The 20,222-nt window shown below is 58.0% G+C and carries 23 protein-coding genes; 14 read left to right on the top strand and 9 right to left on the bottom strand.

Going from position 1 to position 20,222, the window contains the following annotated elements; all coding sequences use genetic code 11:
- Both AC221Y_RS02075 and pbfA read left to right on the top strand, forming a co-directional pair.
- Positions 1–392: aldehyde dehydrogenase family protein (locus tag AC221Y_RS02075; protein ID WP_486706706.1), on the top strand; the 392-nt coding region annotated here is incomplete at its 5' end.
- A 5-nt stretch (positions 393–397) separates the two neighbouring features.
- A complete protein-coding gene (gene pbfA, locus AC221Y_RS02070; RefSeq protein ID WP_486706705.1) occupies positions 398–1,738 on the top strand; it encodes a (R)-1-hydroxy-2-aminoethylphosphonate ammonia-lyase in 1,341 nt (446 codons plus the stop codon).
- A 120-nt stretch (positions 1,739–1,858) separates the two neighbouring features.
- On the opposite strand, the gene AC221Y_RS02065 is transcribed toward pbfA, so the two are convergent.
- Positions 1,859–2,728 (bottom strand): MurR/RpiR family transcriptional regulator, encoded by an 870-nt coding sequence (locus AC221Y_RS02065; RefSeq protein ID WP_299752223.1) that lies wholly within the window; start codon positions 2,726–2,728, stop codon positions 1,859–1,861.
- Between the two features lie 105 nt (positions 2,729–2,833).
- Here AC221Y_RS02065 and AC221Y_RS02060 point away from each other — a divergent pair, with 105 nt between their 5' ends.
- The 6 genes from AC221Y_RS02060 to AC221Y_RS02035 all read left to right on the top strand — a co-directional run bounded on the left by AC221Y_RS02060 (position 2,834) and on the right by AC221Y_RS02035 (position 10,079).
- Entirely contained in the window at positions 2,834–3,586 is a 753-nt protein-coding gene (locus tag AC221Y_RS02060; protein WP_486706704.1) for an N-formylglutamate amidohydrolase, read from the top strand.
- Positions 3,587–3,655: 69 nt separating this feature from the next.
- Complete coding sequence (locus AC221Y_RS02055) at positions 3,656–5,329, top strand: Na/Pi cotransporter family protein (RefSeq protein ID WP_486706703.1); 1,674 nt, start codon at positions 3,656–3,658, stop codon at positions 5,327–5,329.
- A gap of 17 nt (positions 5,330–5,346) precedes the next feature.
- Complete coding sequence (locus AC221Y_RS02050) at positions 5,347–6,711, top strand: glutamine synthetase family protein (protein WP_299757467.1); 1,365 nt, start codon at positions 5,347–5,349, stop codon at positions 6,709–6,711.
- 76 nt (positions 6,712–6,787) lie between these two features.
- Positions 6,788–8,170, top strand: a complete 1,383-nt coding sequence (locus AC221Y_RS02045; protein WP_486706702.1) for an aldehyde dehydrogenase family protein — start codon at positions 6,788–6,790, stop codon at positions 8,168–8,170.
- A gap of 1 nt (position 8,171) precedes the next feature.
- Positions 8,172–9,317, top strand: a complete 1,146-nt coding sequence (locus AC221Y_RS02040; protein ID WP_299752486.1) for an iron-containing alcohol dehydrogenase — start codon at positions 8,172–8,174, stop codon at positions 9,315–9,317.
- A 93-nt stretch (positions 9,318–9,410) separates the two neighbouring features.
- A complete protein-coding gene (locus AC221Y_RS02035) occupies positions 9,411–10,079 on the top strand; it encodes an ureidoglycolate lyase (RefSeq protein ID WP_299752489.1) in 669 nt (222 codons plus the stop codon).
- Between the two features lie 91 nt (positions 10,080–10,170).
- Here AC221Y_RS02035 and AC221Y_RS02030 read toward each other — a convergent pair whose 3' ends face one another.
- Positions 10,171–10,920, bottom strand: a complete 750-nt coding sequence (locus AC221Y_RS02030) for a DUF1013 domain-containing protein (protein WP_299752492.1) — start codon at positions 10,918–10,920, stop codon at positions 10,171–10,173.
- A 122-nt stretch (positions 10,921–11,042) separates the two neighbouring features.
- Here AC221Y_RS02030 and AC221Y_RS02025 point away from each other — a divergent pair, with 122 nt between their 5' ends.
- Positions 11,043–11,672 carry a ribonuclease T2 family protein gene (locus AC221Y_RS02025; RefSeq protein ID WP_486706701.1) on the top strand — a complete coding sequence of 210 codons (630 nt, stop codon included), beginning with the start codon at positions 11,043–11,045 and terminating at the stop codon, positions 11,670–11,672.
- A gap of 12 nt (positions 11,673–11,684) precedes the next feature.
- Here the strand turns inward: AC221Y_RS02025 and AC221Y_RS02020 are convergent, their stop codons facing one another.
- From AC221Y_RS02020 to AC221Y_RS02010, 3 genes are read right to left on the bottom strand one after another with little or no spacing between them, the layout of a single operon-like run.
- Positions 11,685–12,512 carry an aldo/keto reductase gene (locus tag AC221Y_RS02020; protein WP_299752498.1) on the bottom strand — a complete coding sequence of 276 codons (828 nt, stop codon included), beginning with the start codon at positions 12,510–12,512 and terminating at the stop codon, positions 11,685–11,687.
- Positions 12,509–13,504 carry an NAD(P)H-quinone oxidoreductase gene (locus tag AC221Y_RS02015; RefSeq protein WP_299752501.1) on the bottom strand — a complete coding sequence of 332 codons (996 nt, stop codon included), beginning with the start codon at positions 13,502–13,504 and terminating at the stop codon, positions 12,509–12,511. The genes AC221Y_RS02020 and AC221Y_RS02015 overlap by 4 nt, the downstream gene beginning before the upstream one ends.
- A gap of 14 nt (positions 13,505–13,518) precedes the next feature.
- A complete protein-coding gene (locus tag AC221Y_RS02010) occupies positions 13,519–14,208 on the bottom strand; it encodes a COQ9 family protein (RefSeq protein WP_299752504.1) in 690 nt (229 codons plus the stop codon).
- A gap of 112 nt (positions 14,209–14,320) precedes the next feature.
- Here AC221Y_RS02010 and rpsU point away from each other — a divergent pair, with 112 nt between their 5' ends.
- The 3 genes from rpsU (at position 14,321) to AC221Y_RS01995 (ending at position 16,037) form a co-directional block, all read left to right on the top strand.
- Positions 14,321–14,527, top strand: a complete 207-nt coding sequence (rpsU, locus tag AC221Y_RS02005) for a 30S ribosomal protein S21 (RefSeq protein WP_486706700.1) — start codon at positions 14,321–14,323, stop codon at positions 14,525–14,527.
- A gap of 536 nt (positions 14,528–15,063) precedes the next feature.
- A complete protein-coding gene (locus AC221Y_RS02000) occupies positions 15,064–15,627 on the top strand; it encodes a class I SAM-dependent methyltransferase (protein WP_299754573.1) in 564 nt (187 codons plus the stop codon).
- A complete protein-coding gene (locus AC221Y_RS01995; protein WP_299754571.1) occupies positions 15,624–16,037 on the top strand; it encodes an OsmC family protein in 414 nt (137 codons plus the stop codon). The genes AC221Y_RS02000 and AC221Y_RS01995 overlap by 4 nt, the downstream gene beginning before the upstream one ends.
- Positions 16,038–16,040: 3 nt before the next feature.
- Here AC221Y_RS01995 and AC221Y_RS01990 read toward each other — a convergent pair whose 3' ends face one another.
- A complete protein-coding gene (locus AC221Y_RS01990; protein ID WP_299754575.1) occupies positions 16,041–16,499 on the bottom strand; it encodes an Lrp/AsnC family transcriptional regulator in 459 nt (152 codons plus the stop codon).
- Between the two features lie 138 nt (positions 16,500–16,637).
- On the opposite strand from AC221Y_RS01990, the gene ald reads away from it, so the two are divergent.
- Positions 16,638–17,756, top strand: coding sequence for an alanine dehydrogenase (ald, locus tag AC221Y_RS01985; RefSeq protein ID WP_486706699.1), 1,119 nt, complete (start codon positions 16,638–16,640; stop codon positions 17,754–17,756).
- 15 nt (positions 17,757–17,771) lie between these two features.
- Here ald and AC221Y_RS01980 read toward each other — a convergent pair whose 3' ends face one another.
- Positions 17,772–18,326, bottom strand: coding sequence for a thioredoxin family protein (locus AC221Y_RS01980; RefSeq protein ID WP_299749873.1), 555 nt, complete (start codon positions 18,324–18,326; stop codon positions 17,772–17,774).
- A gap of 99 nt (positions 18,327–18,425) precedes the next feature.
- Positions 18,426–18,866 carry a large conductance mechanosensitive channel protein MscL gene (gene mscL, locus AC221Y_RS01975; RefSeq protein ID WP_299749876.1) on the bottom strand — a complete coding sequence of 147 codons (441 nt, stop codon included), beginning with the start codon at positions 18,864–18,866 and terminating at the stop codon, positions 18,426–18,428.
- Positions 18,867–19,024: 158 nt separating this feature from the next.
- On the opposite strand from mscL, the gene AC221Y_RS01970 reads away from it, so the two are divergent.
- Positions 19,025–19,732, top strand: coding sequence for a glutathione S-transferase N-terminal domain-containing protein (locus tag AC221Y_RS01970; RefSeq protein WP_299749879.1), 708 nt, complete (start codon positions 19,025–19,027; stop codon positions 19,730–19,732).
- Here the strand turns inward: AC221Y_RS01970 and AC221Y_RS01965 are convergent, their stop codons facing one another.
- Positions 19,733–20,203 carry a YtoQ family protein gene (locus AC221Y_RS01965; RefSeq protein ID WP_299749882.1) on the bottom strand — a complete coding sequence of 157 codons (471 nt, stop codon included), beginning with the start codon at positions 20,201–20,203 and terminating at the stop codon, positions 19,733–19,735.
- Between the last annotated feature and the right edge of the window lie 19 nt (positions 20,204–20,222).

The following is a 20,222-nucleotide window of genomic DNA, read 5'->3' as shown; positions in this document are numbered from 1 at the left end:
TTTCTCATCCGGGCCGCGAGGGGGCGCTGTTGCCGCCGATTGTTGTGGACCACGTACCCCATGACAGCGAGTTGGTGATGGAAGAAACCTTTGGTCCCATCATACCGATAGTCCGGGTACCCGACAATGATATCGAGGTCATGGCGATCTCGAATTCGACCGAGTTCGGCCTGTCTTCGGGTGTCTGCACCAACGATCTGAACCGTGCGATTGCCTTTATCAACGGCCTGAATGTTGGTACCTGCAATATCTGGGAGCAGCCCGGTTACCGTATCGAGATGTCCCCGTTTGGTGGTATCAAGGACTCGGGCAATGGTGTGAAAGAAGGGGTGATTGAGGCGATGAAGTTCTTCACCAACGTGAAAACATACTCGCTGCCCTGGCCGAACTAGGGCGCATGTCCCATCATACCGAGGGCGAAGCGAATACATCGAAAGCCCGCGCTGCTTGGTCGGCGCGGGAGACTGACGGACCCACCAATGACCTTTTGAAGCGGGACTCGGGCGCGTTTTTGCATCAGTCGCTGTCGTCGCCATGTGTGTCGACCATTGCGAAAGCCGAAGGTATCTGGATCGAGGACACGGCCGGGCGGCGATTCATGGATTTCCATGGCAATTCTGTCCATCACATCGGCTATGGGCATCCGCGCCTGATCATGGCGATCAAGGACCAGCTGGACGCCCTGCCCTTTTCTCCGCGGCGCTTCACCAATGACGTATCGACACAACTGGCCGAGCGGTTGGGAGACCTGGCGCCGTGGCCGGCAAAAGTGTTGTTCACCACCGGTGGGTCGGACGCGGTTGAGGTCGCGATGAAAATCGCACGCGCGGCGACCGGGCGGTTCAAGACGCTCAGTTTTTGGGACGCGTTTCACGGGGCAGGATTTGGGGCGTCATCGGTGGGTGGCGAGGCCACGTTTCGCAGCCATATCGCGGGGCCACTTTTGCCGGGGGCCGAGCATCTGGCGCCGTTTCATTGTTATCATTGCGCCTACGGGCATCCAGGGCCGGAGACATGCGGTTTGGCCTGCGCGAATATGGTCGACTTTGTGTTGGCCCGCGAGGGGGATACGGCGGCAGTGATCGGAGAGCCGATGCGCGCGGTGCCGGTGGTGCCTCCGACGGGGTATTGGCAGGCGGTCGAGGCGACCTGTCGGGCCAACAAGACGCTGCTGATCATGGATGAGATCCCGACAGGTCTGGGAAAAACGGGTAAGTTCTTTGCCCACGATCATGACGGGATCACTCCGGATATCATCGTCGTAGGAAAGGCGCTTGGGGGTGGCGTTCTTCCGATTGCGGCTGTCATTGCGCGGGCAGACTTGGACGTCGCGGGTGATTTTGCCATTGGACATTACACCCATGAAAAGAACCCTGTGACAGCGCGGGCGGCATTGACGACGCTTGATATTATCGAAGATGAGGGGCTGGTCGCGCGGGCGGCCCGGCTTGGAGATCGGGCGATGGACCGGTTGCGCGAGAGCCTTGGTCAGAGTGCCCATGTGGGCGATATACGGGGGCGGGGCTGCATGTTCGGAGTCGAGATCGTGACAGACCGTGACAGCCGGACGCCGGACGCGCCCCGGGCCGAAGCAGTGTACTACGCCTGCCTTGCGGAAGGGCTGAGCTTTAAGATCAGTGCGGGGAATGTCCTGACATTGTCGCCGCCGATGACGATTGCACAGGATGATCTGGACCGCGCGCTTGGGATTGTGGAAGCGGCTGTTGGCAACAGTTGACGTTACGCCGCGCTTTGCGCGCCGAGTGACGTGAAGGGCGCTGCCCGCCCGGACCCTCCCGAAGTATTTTTGAAAGGATGCCTGCTGAGATGTCTTTTTATTGGCCAAAGCGCCACGACGTCAGGGTTTCTTGCGAAAAATCCGGGTGGATTTGAACATGTCTTCCAAGGCCTCGATCCGGTCTTTGGCGGCATCCCAGCGACGGCTTTGGACTTCGGCGATCAAGGCCTCGATGATCAGGTTGATCGCGATGGTGGAATCCCAGCTGGACGGCACTTCGATCATCGCGTTAACAACATGGTCGGCAATTTTGGAGATCGGCGAACCCCATTGATCCGTGAAAAGGATAATCACTGCGCCGCGGTCTTTCGCGAGTTGCGCAAGCCGCGCGAGGTCGCGTTCGTAGCGACGAACGTCGAACAGGATCAGTACTGCGCGGCCGTTCATATCCAGGAGGTATTGCGGCCAGACGTTTGGGGACTGGCTTAGGAGCGTGACACCGGGACGGATGATTTGCAGGTGGTTGTAGAAGTAATCGGCATTGGAGCGGGTGATGCGACCGCCCGTGAGGAAGATGCGACGGCGGCGGTCGTTCAGGACACGCGCGATTTTGTCGAAGGTTGCGGGATCGAGCCGATCGATTGTGGCGCTGAGGTTGTCAAATACCGCTTCTGCGAAGTCGCGGAACCTCGGGCTGTCGCCGCGGTCCTCGGGCCATCGCTCGTGCTTGCGGATCGGTTGCTTGATGCGGGCCGAGGCTTCGTCGCGCAGGGCGTCCTGAAGTTCTGGGAACCCTTCGAAGCCAAGCTTGCGGGCGAGGCGGATCACGGTTGGCGTAGACACCCCGGCCGCATCGGCGATCTTGGTGATCGATTTCAGGCCCGCGACCGGGTAGTCGCGCAAGAGGACGTCGCTCACCTGTCGGTCCGCCGGGGTGAGGCTGGCGGTCTGGTCCTGGATCAGATCTTTGACGATCCGGGGCTGTTTCACGGCGGCGCCCAATTCTGTAGCTTTTGTTACAGCGTATATGTCGACCGTAGCTTCGTCTACGGGAGTTTCTTGACAGATTCTATTACTTTGTAGCTAATAGGGGTCGTGACCCGTGTAATTCTGCCTTCGATTCTGGCTTCCGATGAAGGCCCGGTGGCCGAGGTGATTAACCCCTCGGGGTCGGCAGATATCTGGCTTGTCTGCGAACACGCCAGCCCTGCCATTCCTCCCTCCCTGAATAGTCCAGGGCTGGCGGCAGGCGATCGGTTAAGTCACGCCGCATGGGATATCGGCGCTTTGGAATTGACGCGTGCATTGGCGGGGACGCTGAATGCGCGGGTTTCGCGGCTGGTGTACGACTGCAGCCGACCCTCGGACGCGCCAGATGCGATGACCGAAATGTCGGAAAAAATCTTGGTCGCGGGCAACCTGGACCCGTCCGAGGCTGAGCGTGCGGCGCGCATCACCAAGGACTATACTGTTGGTTGGGTTGATGTGACGAATTACGTCCTGACCAACAATACCTCAGGTACGTGGATCGGGCCCTTTATTGCAAACATGAATCGCTGGTATGAGCTACCTGAGGACCTTCAGACGCTGTTCCCGGTTTGCTGCGAACAGTCGCATTACTATCGCCAGCATTGCTATTGGTCCCGCGAAGCAAATTTGCGCGTCAACGGCACCAAGATGCAGTTGACCACGATACCGGACGAGGAATGGGCGACAGCGGAATCGCATACCAGAGTATTCTGGGACGAGATCGCCGCAGAAAGCCCGAAGAAGGCAAAGGTAGTCGAGATCTTAAAGAAATATACCGCTGATATGGAGGCCGCAGGACGTTCTTACCGCTATACCTGATCTGCTCACAAACAAAGGCTCCGGCATATTGCCGGGGCCTTTCAAATTCTGGAATTTTCGCTGATGGCTATGGCCGGTTTTGTTCTTCAGATTTTTGCAGCTGTGATGCTGCTATTGTTTTCTGTGCGTCTTGTGCGGACAGGAATCGAGCGTCGGTTTGGTCAGTATTTTATCCGATATCTGACCGGGCATGGTTCAAATGTTACGGCCGCCGGGTCAGGACTTATGCTTGCGGTGGTGCTTCAAAGTTCGGCCGCCGTTGCGCTTTTGCTGAGCGGATTCGCTGCGACGGGAATGTTGAGTTTTCCCACTGGATTGGCGGCACTTTTAGGCGCGGATCTGGGGTCGGCGCTGGTTATTCAATTTCTGTCTTTTGACCTGACGTGGCTGCAGCCAATTCTGTTGGTCGTCGGTGGGTGGCTTTACCTGAAAATCGAGCGGCCCGACATCCAGCATGTTGGGCGTATAATTCTTGGGCTGGCGCTCATTCTGGTGTCGCTTAGTCTGTTGCGTGATGCAGTTGCACCGCTGCGGGAAGCTGAATTCTTGCCAGCAATCGCTGCCTATATCGCGGCAGATAGCCTTACAGGCTTTCTGATCGGTGCGGCGTTGGCGTTTTTACTGCATTCCAGTGTTGCAACGATCTTGATGGTCGCCGCCCTCGTAGCGACCACGGCCCTGCCCTTTGCTGCCGGAGTTTCGCTTGTGATCGGTGCGAACCTTGGAAGCGCGCTTATTCCGGTTTGGTTGACCCGCGACATGGCCGCCGAACCAAAACGTATCCCCCTCGCCAACGCCATCCTGCGCGGCCTTGCAGCATTGACAGCGCTGTATGCCGTCCATGCCTTCGACTTAGTTGAATTTCTTCTTGTTTTCAGTCCAGCGGCGTCTCTGATCGTCTTACACATCGGGTTCAACACGCTGCTTGTGTTGCTTTTTGTGCCAATTGCGGGCGTTTTCGAAAAGCCGGTTTCTGCGCTGATCCCCGCCACCAGGCACGAGAAAGAAATGACGCCCCCGAGCAGAAATCCTCTGAGCGCGCTTGATCAGTCGAATGCGGATGCACCGCCGCTGGCCTTGTCCGCAATTCGGCAGGAAATTCTGCAAATGCTGCAAGAAGTCGAGCGCATGTACCGCCCAATTCTGGCGCTTTACGACACAGCGACCCCCGCCGAGCTGAAGGCTATCCGCGATCGCGATGAACTTGTGAACACCCTTTATACCAATCTGCGCCGGTTTATGGCTGAAAACGCGCGTGACCAATTCGAAAAGCCGCAACTCAAACAATCCCGCGCGTTGTTGGAATACGCCATCCGTGTCGAGGCAGCCGGCGATCTCGTGTCCAAGCGCATGACCGATCTTGCCCGCGAAAAGTCAGAGACAGGCGCGCGCTTTTCGCCCCCCGGACAGGACGAGTTGACGCGTCTGCATGCGCTGGTGCTGGCGGGGTTCGGACTTGCTCGTCATGTGCTTCTTGTCGACGACATCGAAGCCGCACGTCGACTCGTGCTGGACAAGGCCGAGGTCAAACGCCGCGAACGCGCCAGCCGCAAAGCACATCTAAAGCGGCTTGAAACCGGCGAAACCGACAGCTTTGCCTCAAGCGATGTCCATCTGGAAACTCTGCGTGCACTGCGCGAACTTTATGGCCATCTTGCCGCCATCGCCTATCCGATTTTGTATCGGAACGGGCAGATTCTTGAAACGCGGCTCATCACTGATTTGAATGAAGCAACGACTTAATCTCGCAGGGGGACCACATGACTGCCAATCTGACGTTTGACGCGCTGAAAGAAGACGCGGCCCAGGGCACTATCGATACCGTACTTGTCTGTTTGATCGACATGCAAGGCCGCCTGATGGGCAAGCGCTTCCATGTCTCGAATTTTCTTGAATCGGGATACAACGAAACGCACTGCTGCAATTACTTGCTGGCCACCGATATCGAAATGAACACGCCCGATGGCTTTGCCGCAACATCGTGGGAAGCGGGCTATGGCGACTATGTAATGAAGCCCGATCTATCGACATTGCGCCGCATTCCGTGGCTTGAAGGAACCGCTTTGGTTTTGTGTGACCTTATCGATCATCACACCCACGAGCCCGTGCCCCACGCGCCACGTCAGATCTTGAAAGAGCAGATCAAACGCGCCGAGGCGATGGGGTTCACGCCCAATATGGCGACCGAGCTGGAGTTTTTTCTGTTTGAACAAAGCTTCGACGATATCCGACGCGCTGGTTTTCGTGATCTCACGCCGATCAGTGGATATAACGAAGACTACCATATTCTTCAGACGACGAAAGAAGAGCATGTCATGCGGCCGATCCGCAATCTGCTGGTCGCGGCGGGCGTGCCGGTCGAAAACTCTAAGGGCGAGGCGGAAACCGGACAGGGCGAATTGAACATTCGCTATGCGACAGCGATGCTGGCGGCCGACCACCACACAATCGCCAAGCAGGCAATCAAGGAGATCGCCAACGCCAAGGGCCACGCCGCGACGTTCATGCCAAAGTGGCATCACGCGAAGGTGGGCTCGGCGGCGCATATCCATCAGTCGCTGTTCAAGGGCAGCGAGAATGCCTTTCACGCAGCAGGTACTGCTCTGGCGATGTCGGACACGATGAAGTCCTATGTTGCCGGACTTTTGAAATACTCCGCGGATGTCACGTTCTTCATGGCGCCTTATGTGAACAGCTACAAACGCTTCCTACCCGGCACCTTTGCGCCGACGAAGATTGCGTGGTCTATAGACAATCGCACGGCAGGCTACCGCCTTGTGGGTGATGGCACCAAAGGCGTGCGGATCGAGTGTCGGATACCCGGTTCGGACATCAACCCGTACCTTGCCTGCGCGGCGCAGCTTGCGGCCGGCCTAACCGGCATCGAAGAGGAGTTGTCGTTGAGCGATCCTATCCAGGGCGACATTTATAGCATGGACGACGTGCCTGAGATCCCATCGACCCTGCGGGCGGCGACCGAGACATTGCGCGGGTCTTCGATGCTGCGTGCACAGATGGGAGACTGGGTGGTAGATCACTATACACGCGCGGCGGAAGTCGAACAGGAAGAGTTCGACAAGGTTGTTACCGATTGGGAAGTTGCGCGGGGATTTGAACGAGCATGACCGACCGGGGAGCGATACGGTCTCGCATCGATGCGTATTTCACAGCCTATATCAGAAACGAACCGTGAATGAAAAAATGACAAATGAAATCAAGTTGATATCGCCCATCGACGGGTCCGTCTATCTGACCCGCTCGCCGCTTTCGCGCGACGATGCCTTTGCGGCGGCCCGCCGTGCGCGACAGGCGGCACGGGGGTCCTGGGCCGGGCGTCCGGTTCGCGAACGCGTCGATCTGGTGCTGAAAGCCGTCGAGATCGTCGGGCAGAGCACCGATCGCATGGCGCTTGAACTGGCGCATCAGATGGGGCGACCCATTCGATATGGCGGCGAGTTTGGCGGGTTTAACGAGCGCGCGCAGTACATGGCGAAGATCGCGGAAGAGGGCCTCGCGGACGATGTGATCGAGGACAGCGACACATTCCGACGGGTGATAAAGCGTGTGCCGTGGGGTGTGGTTCTGGTCGTCGCTCCGTGGAATTATCCCTATATGACGGCGATCAATACCATCGCGCCGGCGCTGATTGCGGGCAATACGGTGATGTTGAAACACGCCGCGCAAACGCTTCAGGTGGGCGAACGTCTGGCCGAGGCGTTTCACCAAGCGGGCGTTCCGAAAGAGGTGTTTCAGAACGTAATTCTGGATCATGACACGACGAGCGCCCTGATCTCGGAGCGGGCTGTGGATTTCGTTAATTTCACCGGCTCGGTTGGCGGCGGTCAGGCGATGGAGCGGGCGGCTGCGGGTACGTTCATTCCGGTTTCGACCGAACTTGGCGGCAAGGATCCAGGGTATGTGCGCATCGATGCCAATCTGGATGCCGCGGTGGATACGCTGATGGACGGTGCGATCTTCAATGCCGGTCAGTGTTGTTGCGGGATCGAGCGGATTTATGTCGAACAATCGCTGTTTCCAGCCTTCGTCGAAAAGGCCGTGATCTGGGCCAAGGCGCTGAAGCTTGGCAACCCGCTTGACCCAGAAACGACGCTCGGGCCGATGGCGAACCAGCGCTTTGCCGATGTGGTGCGTGGACAGGTAGCCGATGCTGTGAGGGACGGCGCGACTGCGCATGTGCCACAAAAGGCGGCAGATGATGGCGTGGGCCCCTATGTGACGCCTCAGGTGCTGACGGGCGTCACCCATGACATGCGGGTGATGCGCGAAGAGACGTTCGGACCGGTGGTAGGGATCATGCCCGTCGGGGATGATTTCGAGGCCGTGCGCCTGATGAACGACACCAATTTCGGGCTGACGGCGAGCGTTTGGACAAAGGATGCGCACGCCGCTGAACGGATCGGTGATCTTATCGAAACCGGCACCGTGTTCATGAACCGCTGCGATTATCTGGACCCGGCGCTGTGCTGGACAGGATGCAAGGACACCGGGCGTGGCGCGGGGCTCTCAACACTGGCCTATCAATCTTTGACGCGGCCGAAATCTTATCATTTGCGGAAGAACTGATATGAAATTGACTGGCAACTGGTCCTATCCGACCGCGATCCGCTTCGGCGCAGGCCGCATTGCTGAGATTGGCGGCGCCTGCATGGCCGCTGGCATCACCCGCCCCCTTCTGATCACGGACCGTGGCCTTGCGACGATGGATATCACGGCAAGGACTCTGGATTTTCTGGAGGCCGAAGCCTTTGGGCGCGCGATGTTTTCGCGGGTTGATGCGAACCCGACAGATATGAACGTGAACGACGGCTTGCAGGTCTACCGCGAGGGCGGCTTTGACGGGGTAATTGCTTTCGGCGGCGGCTCGGGATTGGATCTGGCGAAAACCATCGCCTTTATGGCAGGGCAAACCCGCCCCTTGTGGGATTTCGAGGATGTGGGCGACTGGTGGACCCGCGCTGATCCGGCGGGCATCCATCCGATTGTCGCTGTGCCGACCACCGCTGGCACCGGGTCAGAGGTCGGGCGCGCGTCGATCATCACCAACACGGAGCTTCGCGAAAAGAAGATCATTTTTCACCCCAAAATGCTGCCAAGCGTCGTCATCTGCGACCCCGAACTGACGGTGGGCATGCCGCAATTTATCACGGCAGGGACAGGCCTTGATGCTTTTGCCCATTGTGTCGAGGCCTATTCCAGCCCGCTTTATCACCCGATGAGCCAGGGCATTGCCCTGGAAGGGATGAAGCTGGTGATCGACAACCTGGCGCGGGCTTATGCGGACGGCGGCGATATCGATGCACGGGCCAACTTGATGAGCGCGGCGGCGATGGGGGCGACAGCGTTTCAGAAGGGCCTTGGGGCGATCCACGCGATTAGTCATCCAGTCGGCGCGGTGCATCATACGCACCACGGAACGACCAATGCAGTCTGTATGCCCGAAGTGCTGAAATTCAACGCAGATGCGATCCGTACCCGGTTCGATCTCGCGGCGGGGTACCTGGGGATTGAGGGTGGCTTTGAAGGCTTTCGCGCCTTTGTGGACGAATTCAACGACAGTTTTGGCATCCCAAAAACGCTGACCGACCTTGGAGTGACGGACCCGGATATCGAGGCCCTTGTGGATGCGGCGTTACGCGATCCGTCGACGGGCGGAAATCCGGTCGAGATGACGCGGGCCAACACCCGGACGCTGCTGGAGGCGATGCTTTAGGCAGCGGGTGGCAGAGAGTGACGACGCATTGGCACTCCGCGCGCTCTTTCGGTGTGTGGTGCGCACCGAGGCTATTCTAATTGAGAGGCTGACATGACCCAATCATCCCCAAACTACATATTCGATGCGTCGGAAAAGCCATCCCTTGCGCAATTCGACGTGCCGCTGATTGTTGCGACAAAAGACAGCGTCAAGGCGTATGGCTGCCTCGTAAACAATCCTGATACGTTTGACATCGAAATCGTGCGTTGGCCTGCACAGGGCTGGCGGCCGATCGACGAAGGCACCGGCGACGAGGGTGGATTTGTCGAAGGCGTCTTTCACGGAAACTGGAAGGGCGATGTCTTGTACGGCTCGAATGAAGCGGTGAACGGGAACTATGTTCTAGGCTGGTCTACGGATCCGCAAAAAGCCTCGGTCGAAGCCGCCACTTGCCCAAGGGAAAAGGTCCTTTTGTGGCATATGAATTACCACCCGGACGGTGGGCAGATGTTTTTTCCTCTGGAACAAAAGCCGTTTGTGGTTCCAGTTGCATTGCCCGGTGATGATCTTGCACCTGAGAAGGTCATCGCATTCTGGTGCGATGGATCGACGGGGCTGTATATCAATCCTGGCATTTGGCACGAGGGGATTTTTCCGGTTGAGGACAACCAGAGATTTCTGGACCGGCAAGGTCGCGTCCACGCGCGTGTCAGCTGTGACGTAGGACAGGAGTTCGGCGTTTACCTTTCGGTTCCTCTTTCTCAGAATGTTGCGCGATAACGTGGTGAACTGCGTCCGCAGGAAGGCTTTGCCAAAAAAAAGGCCCCCAGTCGTAATTGACTGAGGGCCTATTGGCAGCCGAGGGAACTTTTTACGACTTTTCGTCGTCACCGTCTTCATCGTTGTCGGGCAGATTGAACAAACTGTCCGCGTCGAGGTGGTCACTCTTTTTCTCGTCTTTGACATGATCCGAAAGCGTGAACGTTTCAAGCCCGGAAATGGCAGTCGGGATTTTTGGCTCGTCGGGCATGCCAAGCGATTGCTCGGTCGAAACCAGCTTGCGACGCTCGTCATCGGACATGACGCCGCCTTCTTTGGCTTTTTTCAGGTTGGCTTTCTGAACCGCCGCGTCAAGTTCGGACTGCTTGGTCAGACCGAGCGCGACCGGGTCAACGGGCTGAATGTTCGAGATGTTCCAGTGCGTGCGCTCACGGAGCGACAGGATCGTCGGCTTCGTGGTACCAACAAGCTTCGAGATCTGACCGTCTGTTAATTCCGGATGGAATTTCACAAGCCAGAGGATCGCCGCCGGGCGGTCCTGACGCTTGGACAAAGGCGTATAGCGCGGGCCGCGGCGCTTTTCTTCGCCAAGAGCAGCCGCGTTATATTTCAGCTTGAGCGCGTGGGCCGGGCTTTTCTCGGCCGCGTCGATCTCTTCCTGCGTCAGCTGGTTGTTCGCGATGGGATCAAACCCCTTCACTCCCTGCGCTACGTCTCCATCGGCGATGCCCTGCACTTCAAGCTCGTGCAGATCGCAGAAATCGGCCACCTGTTTGAAGGTGATCGTTGTATTATCAACCAGCCAGACGGCGGTCGCTTTGGCCATGATCGGTTTGTTCACGAACGTTTCTCCTGACACATCTTTCCCACGCCGCGAAATCAGGCGGTCCGGGTGGACCAGGTCGTCGATTTCGGGGAAGTTGGCAGGGACATAGTCTCGTTTTCGTCCGGAGGGAAGAGCAAATGCGTTGGGTCTTGATGTGGGTGATGTCGGCGGGGTTTGCTTTTGCCGACGGTGAGCGGGCGGGCGAGTTTGATTATTATGTGTTGGCCTTAAGCTGGTCGCCGACGTGGTGCGCGCTCGAGGGGGATGACCGGGGGTCCCCGCAATGCAATGACACAGCTGCCTTGGGCTGGGTGCTGCATGGGCTTTGGCCGCAGTTCGAACAGGGTTGGCCGAGTTATTGCAACACGTCCGAGCGTAATCCGTCGCGGCGGGAAACGGCGGCGATGGCGGATATTATGGGATCCGGCGGGTCAGCCTGGCATCAGTGGAACAAGCACGGGCGCTGTTCGGGGCTATCGTCGCGGGATTTTTATGCATTGGCACGCAAGGCTTACGGGAGCGTTCAGAGACCGGACGTGTTTCGTCGTTTGACGCGAGCGGTTGAGGTGCCGGCGTCGGTGGTTGAAGCTGCGTTTTTGGAGGACAACGCCCGGCTGTCGCCGGATGGTTTGACGATAACCTGCAAGGCGGGACGCATTCACGAAGCGCGGATTTGTCTGACCCATGATCTGGAACCGCGAGCCTGTTCTGGGTCTGTGGCGCGGGACTGCACGATGCAGGACGCGCTGTTTTTACCTATTCGCTAGGCCGTCTGGTCGCTAGCCGGCAATATCCCAATCAGGCGCCCAAAGCGGGCTGACACGGCGGTCGTCGTTCATCTGATCGAGGGCTTCGGTGTCGCCCGGGCTAAGCGAAATATCAGCCGCGCGAAAGTTTTGCTCGATCCGGGTGGTGTTCGACGAAGACGGAATCGCGATGTGGCCTTTGCCCAAAAGCCATGAAAGCGCAATCTGTGCGGCGGTAGCGCCATATTTGGCCGCGATGCGTTCCAGTTCGCAACCTGATGAGGCAGCCCCTTTGGCGAGCGGCAGGTAAGCCGTCATCGGGATGCCTGCGTTTTGGCAGTGCGTGACGATAGGTTCGTTGTGGAACATCACGTTCACTTCACACTGGTTCGTGGCAATTTCGGAGGTTCCGATGGCGGCGATGGCCTCGTCGATGTGACGCCTGGTGAAGTTCGACACACCGATATTGCGCGTCAGGCCTTCTGCTTTGAGGGAGACGATTTCCTCCATGTACTGCTGAAGCGGAACCTCGTCATCCGGGGATGGCCAGTGGATCAAAAGAAGGTCGACATACCCCATTCCGAGGCGTTCCAGAGAAGCCTCGGTTGAGGCGCGGACCTTGCCCGCACCAAGCTGGTCGTACCAGACTTTCGTTGTGACGAAGAGGTCGTCGCGGGAAGCGGACGATCCGCGCAGAGCCTGGCCGACTTCAACTTCGTTTTCATAGAATGCGGCAGTGTCGAAGTGGCGATAACCAACGTTCACCGCATGGTCGACGCATCTGAGGCACTCGTCGCCTTTGCGCTTGAAGGTGCCGTAGCCAAGGGCTGGGATAACGCCGTATGTGGGGATGAGGGTCATGAGGTGGCTCCTTCGTTGACGGACATGACGATTTTGCCGATGTGATCGGCCTCCAGGGCGGTGTGGGCAGCAGCGGCATCTGCCAGCGGGAAGGCACGATCTATGACGGGGCGGATGCGGCCCGCGTCGAGAAGCGGCCAGACTTTGGCGCGCAGGTCTTCAGCAATCGCAGCTTTGGCAGCGACGGATTGCGGGCGAAGTGTGGTGCCACCGATGGTGAGGCGACGGACCATTATTTCAGCGAAGTTAAGTTCGACCTTTGGGCCGTCGAGGAAGGCGATCATTTGCAGACGGCCACCGGTTTTCAGCGACTTGATGTTGCGCGGAATGTAGCTGCCGCCAACCATGTCGAGGATAAGATCGGCCCGGCCTGCCTCCGTCATCACTGTGACGAAATCTTCATCGCGATAGTTGATACCACGCTCAGCGCCGAGGGATTCGCAGGCCTTGACCTTTTCGTATGATCCGGCGCTTGCAAACACGCGGGCACCGAAGCGGTGGGCAAGCTGGATCGCCGTCGTGCCAATGCCGGACGTGCCGCCGTGAACGAGGAAGGTTTGACCCGCTTTCAGCCCCCCCGCCATGAACACGTTGGACCAGACGGTGAAGAAGGTTTCGGGCAGGCAGGCGGCTTGTTCAAGGGGCATGCCCGACGGGATCGGTAGGCAGTGGCTGGCGGGGGTGGTGACGTATTCGGCGTAGCCCCCACCGGGAAGAAGAGCGCAGACGGCGTCACCTTCGCGCAAGGCCGCCACGCCGGGGCCGATGGCGCTAATGTGGCCCGAGGCCTCAAGGCCCGGAAGATCAGAGGCACCGGGTGGCGGCGCATAGCTGCCCGAGCGTTGCAGGGCGTCGGGACGGTTGACGCCGGCGTAGGCGACCCGGATCAGGACTTCGCCCACACCGGGCGCGGGGATCGGGCGCTCGCAAAGGGTCAGGACCTCGGGGCCGCCGAGGGTACTGATTTCGATCGCGCGCATTGTGGTGTTCATAAAGGTCACCTGCCTTAGTTTACGGGCCTGTTCCAGCGGCCCGGAAGATCAGTACGCGGCGACAAATCAGGGGCTTTCACCTTGCTGAAGATCACGTCCTGCAAGGACATGAACGGCTTGGCGAGCGGGGTCTTCTTGAAGCTTGCCTTGGCTTTTTCAATTTGCATCACGTTGTCGATGCGCCGGTCGATGAAGTCAGACGTATTGGCAGCCATCGGGCTGTCATCGCCAAGCCAATACAGCACGGTCGAGGCCCAGACGCCCGAAAGCGTCGCGCGCTTTGTATACCAATTCACATCGTTGGAGGTATCGCCAAGCGCGGTCCAGACCTTGTCAGCCGTCTCCCAGATAAGTTTGGCGCCCTCGACGGCGTTATGTGGCAGAGCGAAAAGGGCAGAAGCACGGCGGACGGCTTCGCGGTCATCCATCGCTTCGACGCGCAGCTTCAGGGCGGTCGCGACCTTATCGCGAAAGCGCATTTCAGCCATGTTGGAGGCCTTCATGGCGGCAACCATCGCCGCGTCACCACGGCGGTGGTAGGCGATCGCAAGGTCCATCGCCCCGCGTGGACAGATCGTATCCGCAAGCGCCTTTTCCATCCCAAGATCAGCGATGGCAGCATGAAAGCTGACGTCGGACCAGCCGTCGAACGGCACATGCGGGAGGATGGCGTCAAGAAGCTGTGCGCGGATGGTTTCGGTCATCGTTTGGTCCCCTTTTGACGTGGTCGGTATTGTGGACAAGTTAGGCCGCCCATGCTAAATCGCCACCTCCTGCAATTCTGCAACTCTAACTTAGAAAGGTGGTGACAACCACATGCAGGTCAGTGTTCGCGACAACAATGTCGATCAGGCGCTTCGTGCCCTGAAGAAAAAGCTGCAGCGTGAGGGCGTTTTCCGTGAAATGAAGCTTCGGCAACATTTCGAGAAACCGTCTGAAAAGCGCGTGCGCCAGAAGGCCGAGGCCATCCGGCGTGCCCGCAAGCTAGCCCGTAAAGCGGCACAGCGCGAGGGAATAGTCTGAGCGTTTCAGTTTAGCACTGGGCGGTTCTTCGGAACGGCCAATGACGACCCCCGCAGCTTTGCTTCGGGGGTTTGTTGTTTTTAGGGGGTGAGATTGGAAAACCAGTTCTCGCTTTCTGGACAGGGTCACTCGGATATTTTAGAGAATTGAAGACGGGGTCGACGCGCTTTCGGCCAGGGCCGAGTGCCTGGTCACCACATGAAGACAAACAGTGTTGCCCAAGCTGGCAGCACATCGGAGAACAACGCCGTGGCGAGCAGAAATGATGATAACGCCGCAATCCAGAAACGGATGGGACGGTTTGCCAACAGAGAAGGCATGCCCGACGGCGCAGGCGACCGGCCGGCATTGAGGGATTATTCTGGTCGCATGAGGGGCCGGTCATCCACAAATGGCATCACTATCTACCGATCTACCTACCTATCTACGAGAGGTATGTTGCGCCGCTTCGGTGCGGGCTGGTCAGGCTTCTTGAAATTGACGTCTCTGCGGGAGGCCCGATGTCGCTTTGGGGGCGCTAATTTGGCTCGGAGGCTGTGATCTTTGGGGGCGATATTGATCCCAATTGTGCCGCAATGAACGGGTTAGACGGGCGGGTCCGGATCGGGTCGCGGGATGATCCCAAATTTCTCGAAGATGTGGTCGGGGAAATGGGTGGTATCGACATTGTGCTTGACGATGGAAGCCTCGTTTCGAAAAATATTCGGGCGTCCCTGAACGTCCTTTTCCCGCTGCTGAAAGACGGCGGCATCTATGCAATTGACGATCTTCACGCAACCTGCTGGTCCACGCATGAAGGCGGGTATCAAAAGCCGGACTCGTTCATCGGCGATATCCGACAGATGTATGATGACATGCACCATTGGTATCACACCAAAGGCCAAAAAATTGAGGCGACTTCGGGCAGTCTTGCAACGCTTCATTTGTACAAATCCGGCGCTGTTCTTGAAAAGCGACGTGGCCCACCGCCACGGCACGTCAAATTCGAAGCGCGGCATAAGGTCGGAGATCCCTCCGGCGATCCCCTATTTCTTGGTTTGCCCCGAACACCGTCGCAACGTAAATACCTCTCGAAAAGCTCACCGAGGCCAATCCTATGAAATCCACTATCACCTGGACAGATAATCGCACCTTTGAAGGCAAAACCGAGGACGGGTTTCGCGTGACCTTTGGGCAGGGTGCCGGCGATGGGCCAAAACCGGGGCCAAGTGCTATGGAGCTTGTGCTGATCGGCGCCGGGGGCTGTTCGGCGTTTGATGTGGTGTCAGTCCTTGAGAAAGGGCGGCAGGACATTGACGATGTGATTGTGGAACTGGACGCGGATCGCGCCGGTGAGGTGCCGAGGGTGTTCACCCGCATTCACATGCATTTCGTCGTGAAGGGGCGGAATGTGTCGGAAGCGAAGGTCGCGCGGGCAATTGATCTGTCGGTCGACAAGTATTGCTCGGCCACGCGCATGCTTGAGAAGACAGCCACGGTGACCCACGATTTCGAGATCATCGAGGTTTGAGGCCTAGACCGGAAGCGCGGTTGTCTGGCGCACAGTTCTAAGCGCGAAAGACGAGTGCATCTGAGCGACTCCCGGAAGACGGGCAAGGTAACGGCGGTGGATGCGGGCGAAATCTTCAGTGTCTTGCGCCACGACTTTTAACAGGTAATCGGCGCTGCCGGCCATCAAGTGGCACTCAAGTACATCCGGAACCAGGCGTACCTCGCGCTCAAACGCGTCGAGGACTTCGTCGGCCTGCCCCGAAAGCGTGATTTCAACGAACACCACCGTGGGACGGCCAAGTTTGCGTGGATCAAGGAGGGCGACGTAGTCCCGGATAATCCCGGCCTCTTCCAGCCGTTGCACCCGGCGGTGACAAGCCGAGGCGGACAGATGGACCTCGTCGGAGAGGTCGGCGTTAGAAATGCGGCCCTTCCTTTGCAGGACCGTTAAGATACGGGCATCTGTCGCGTCTACTTCCATCATGGCGCATGATTCCATCGTGATTTGCTATATACATCGAAGACTCTGCCGATTTTACCGCAAACAGCCAGAGAAATCGGCGCGTTCTCTCCAGTGAATATGCGTCATATGAGGGGTGAGTGGAGAAGGACACACATCATGAAAATCGGTTGCCCAAAAGAGATCAAACCACAGGAATTTCGCGTTGGCATGACGCCGTCGACCGCTGGCGAGGCCGTGGCACATGGCCATGAAGTGGTCGTGCAGGCTGGTGGCGGCGGCGGTGCCGGATTTACCGACGACGATTACCGCGCCGTTGGCGCCGAGATCGTGGACACAGCAGAGCAAATTTTTGCCACCGCCGATATGATCGTGAAGGTCAAGGAACCACAGCCCGGCGAGCGCGCAATGCTGCGCGAGGGTCAGGTTTTGTTCACCTATCTGCACCTTGCGCCTGATCCGGCCCAGACCCGCGACCTGATTGCCAGCGGCGCGACCTGCATTGCCTACGAGACGGTGACCGACGCGCGTGGCGGATTGCCGTTGCTGGCACCCATGTCAGAAGTTGCCGGACGGCTTGCGCCTCAGGTTGGGGCATGGACGTTACAAAAGGCGAACGGTGGACGCGGTGTTTTGATGGGCGGCGTTCCCGGCGTTGGACCGGCGAATGTCGTGGTTATCGGCGGCGGCGTTGTGGGAACGCATGCGGCGAAGATCGCCGCTGGTATGGGCGCTGACGTGACCATTCTGGATCGGTCCCTCCCCCGGTTGCGTTACCTTGACGATGTGTTTGGCGGAACCTTCAAGAACCGCTACGCAAGTGCGGCAGCGACGGCAGAATTGGTGGCAAGCGCGGATATGGTGATTGGCGCGGTTTTGATCCCCGGCGCTGCGGCTCCGAAGTTGGTCAGTCGCGCGGATTTGTCGACGATGAAGCCGGGCGCGGCAATCGTTGATGTGGCGATTGATCAGGGCGGGTGCTTCGAGACATCAAAGGCAACGACGCACCAGGATCCGATCTATGAAGTCGACGGAATTATGCATTATTGTGTGGCGAATATGCCCGGTGCCGTTGCGCGGACGTCGACCATCGCATTAACCAATGCGACCATGCCATACATGCTTTCGTTGGCCGACAAGGGCTGGAAAGCGGCCTGTGAAGATGACACGCATCTGTTGAACGGTCTGAATGTTCACGCGGGACATCTGACTTACTACGCGGTCGGAAAAGCGCTTGGGATTGATGTGATGTCGCCGCAGCTTGCATTGAAGTTGTGATGCTTTGGGGGGTGATCAGGCCACCCTCCACTTAATCGAGCACCCCATCGAGGCAATCTGATCAGCAGGGCCTGTGCCCGTATTTGCGACCCTTACCATTGCTTCAAACAGATCACGGCGCAGATCGGGAGGTCCCGCACTGGCGCGCGACGCATCAAGGCGCCCGCGATACTGCAGGGTCAGATCAGCGTTAAAGCCAAAAAAGTCCGGCGTGCATTCCGCACCGTAAGCGCGCGCGACGCTTTGATCTTCATCGTAAAGGTACGGGAAGGAAAAACTGTGTCTTCCCGCCATTTTCTTCATGTTTTCAAAGCTATCAGCGGGGTACATGGCCGCGTCGTTTGAACCGATGGCGACAAACCCAACGCCGTGGTCGCTCAACTCGCGCGCATCGCGGATGATGCGATCAAGCACCGCAAGAACGTAGGGGCAGTGGTTGCACATGAAGACAACGACAGTGCCATTCAGCCCTTTCAGGTCATCTAGCGAGTAGGTCTTGCCGTCGGTGCCGGTCAGTTGGAACGCGGGCGCCGGCCAGCCGAAGTCGCAGACAGGGGGTATTGCAGTCATAGGGATGCTCCGATGCTAAATTTGGAAGAGAATAGCAAGAAACTAGGTATAAAAAAGGGCCCGCCGAAGCGGACCCCCATTGCAATCTTTAGCGGCGTCTTAGGACGCTTGCGCCTTCAGCGCATCGCGGATTTCAGCAAGCAATTCTTCCTGCGTTGGGCCCTTTGGCTCCTCGGCGGCGGGTGCTTCTGCTTCAGTCTCGGCAGATTCTTTCACGCGGTTCACTGTCTTAACCAAAATGAACACGACCCAAGCGATAATCAGGAAGTTGACGATGGCCATAATGAACGCGCCATAGGCGAAAACCGACGCGCCGGCTTCGCGTGCAGCTTCGAGGCTTGACCCTTCTGCCACGTCACCCGCAAGGACAGCGTAGTTGTTGGTGAAGTCCACGCCGCCGGTAAAAAGACCGATAAGCGGGTTGATAAGATCGCCAACGAGCGATGCCACAATCGCGGTGAACGCCGCGCCGATGATGATACCCACGGCCATGTCCATGACATTGCCCTTCGCGATGAAGTCTTTGAATTCTTTGATCATTTTTACCCTCATTTTGCCTTGGTTCCCGGGTGTGCGCATCCGTCACATCATTCCCGCACATCCGATAGCACGAATGCGCACATATTCTAGGGTTAATAAGCGCTCCAAAGAGCCTACCTGCTGCATTGAACGCAGCGTAATATTCCAAGGACCGAACCATGAATATCCAGAGCCCCGTTTTCAGCCACCCAATCTTGCAGCGGTGGCCCGCGACACGGCCCCATGTCATGCAACTTTACAGTTTTCCAACAGCGAACGGCGTTAAGGTCTCAATTGCGCTGGAAGAGCTTGGGCTGGACTATGAGGCGCACCGGGTGACGCTGTCCGATGCGGACGTCAAAAGCCCTGCGTTTCTGTCACTGAACCCAAACAACAAAATTCCCGCGCTGATCGACCCAAATGGGCCGAACGGCGAGATGGTCGAGCTTTTTGAAAGCGGCACGATCCTTATTTATCTGGCTGAAAAGACCGGTAAGCTGATGCCGGAAGGGGCCGCAAGGTATGACGTTCTAAAGTGGCTGATGTTTCAGTTGGGCGGGTTAGGGCCGATGCTGGGGCAGCTTGGTTATTTCGTGAAATTCGCCGGCAAAGAGATCGAAGACCCACGCCCACGCAAGCGATTTCAGACCGAAGCGAAACGTCTTTTGGCGGTGCTTGAAGGCAAGTTAGCGGATCGAGAATGGATTGCGGGTGAGTATTCAATCGCCGACATCGCGATTGCTCCCTGGCTTAGACAGTTGGAAGCCTACGGCATCAAAGATTTGGTGGGTTGGGGCAATCTAACCCACGTCCCGGCCTATCTTGAGCGTTTCCTGGCGCGTCCGGCGGTTCAGCGAGGCCTGAACATACCGGCGCGCGATGGATAATTACTCAGCCGCGAGGGCGCCGCTTTCTGGCAGTTTTCCAGTTAGGACGTAGTTCAAGATCTCGACGACCTGCCGCGGTTCCTGCGCCACAGCCAGAGCCGCGGCGTGCACTTCTTTGAGGGGGTGCTGGTGGTCGGGTTGGCTAAGAACGATCAGTGATTTTCCCAAAGCCGCGGCCATGCCTGCGTCAAACGCGGCATTCCACTGTTTGTACTTTTCACCAAAGCGAACAACAACAATGTCCGCGTTTTCGATGCCATGACGGGTGCGGATCGCGTTGACCTTGGCGCCTTTGTGATCATGCCAGAACTTGTTGGGTTCAGCCCCAAGGATAGCTACGCCGCAGTCGTCGGACGCATCGTGATCGGTCACGGGCGCGGAAAATGCCAGGTCGAGGTCTTTAGAACCTTCGATGATCTGCTCGCGCCAATCCGTGTGGATTTCGCCGGACAGGTATACTTTCATGGTCATGGTCGCTCTCCTTTTTGTC

Source organism: Boseongicola sp. (assembly GCF_057460485.1).
Note: the sequence above shows the minus strand (reverse complement) of the source record. Positions and strands in the feature narration are given on the sequence as shown.

What these genes read in the sequence shown, in the direction of transcription:
- pbfA (WP_486706705.1), top strand. Translation starts at nt 398, where the DNA reads ATGTCCCATCATACCGAGGGCGAAGCGAATACATCGAAAGCCCGCGCT.
- AC221Y_RS02055 (WP_486706703.1), top strand. Translation starts at nt 3,656, where the DNA reads ATGGCCGGTTTTGTTCTTCAGATTTTTGCAGCTGTGATGCTGCTATTG.
- AC221Y_RS02050 (WP_299757467.1), top strand. Translation starts at nt 5,347, where the DNA reads ATGACTGCCAATCTGACGTTTGACGCGCTGAAAGAAGACGCGGCCCAG.
- AC221Y_RS02045 (WP_486706702.1), top strand. Translation starts at nt 6,788, where the DNA reads ATGACAAATGAAATCAAGTTGATATCGCCCATCGACGGGTCCGTCTAT.
- AC221Y_RS02040 (WP_299752486.1), top strand. Translation starts at nt 8,172, where the DNA reads ATGAAATTGACTGGCAACTGGTCCTATCCGACCGCGATCCGCTTCGGC.
- AC221Y_RS02035 (WP_299752489.1), top strand. Translation starts at nt 9,411, where the DNA reads ATGACCCAATCATCCCCAAACTACATATTCGATGCGTCGGAAAAGCCA.
- AC221Y_RS02025 (WP_486706701.1), top strand. Translation starts at nt 11,043, where the DNA reads ATGCGTTGGGTCTTGATGTGGGTGATGTCGGCGGGGTTTGCTTTTGCC.
- AC221Y_RS02020 (WP_299752498.1), bottom strand. Translation starts at nt 12,512, where the DNA reads ATGACCCTCATCCCCACATACGGCGTTATCCCAGCCCTTGGCTACGGC.
- AC221Y_RS02015 (WP_299752501.1), bottom strand. Translation starts at nt 13,504, where the DNA reads ATGAACACCACAATGCGCGCGATCGAAATCAGTACCCTCGGCGGCCCC.
- AC221Y_RS02010 (WP_299752504.1), bottom strand. Translation starts at nt 14,208, where the DNA reads ATGACCGAAACCATCCGCGCACAGCTTCTTGACGCCATCCTCCCGCAT.
- rpsU (WP_486706700.1), top strand. Translation starts at nt 14,321, where the DNA reads ATGCAGGTCAGTGTTCGCGACAACAATGTCGATCAGGCGCTTCGTGCC.
- AC221Y_RS01995 (WP_299754571.1), top strand. Translation starts at nt 15,624, where the DNA reads ATGAAATCCACTATCACCTGGACAGATAATCGCACCTTTGAAGGCAAA.
- AC221Y_RS01990 (WP_299754575.1), bottom strand. Translation starts at nt 16,499, where the DNA reads ATGGAAGTAGACGCGACAGATGCCCGTATCTTAACGGTCCTGCAAAGG.
- ald (WP_486706699.1), top strand. Translation starts at nt 16,638, where the DNA reads ATGAAAATCGGTTGCCCAAAAGAGATCAAACCACAGGAATTTCGCGTT.
- AC221Y_RS01980 (WP_299749873.1), bottom strand. Translation starts at nt 18,326, where the DNA reads ATGACTGCAATACCCCCTGTCTGCGACTTCGGCTGGCCGGCGCCCGCG.
- mscL (WP_299749876.1), bottom strand. Translation starts at nt 18,866, where the DNA reads ATGATCAAAGAATTCAAAGACTTCATCGCGAAGGGCAATGTCATGGAC.
- AC221Y_RS01970 (WP_299749879.1), top strand. Translation starts at nt 19,025, where the DNA reads ATGAATATCCAGAGCCCCGTTTTCAGCCACCCAATCTTGCAGCGGTGG.
- AC221Y_RS01965 (WP_299749882.1), bottom strand. Translation starts at nt 20,203, where the DNA reads ATGACCATGAAAGTATACCTGTCCGGCGAAATCCACACGGATTGGCGC.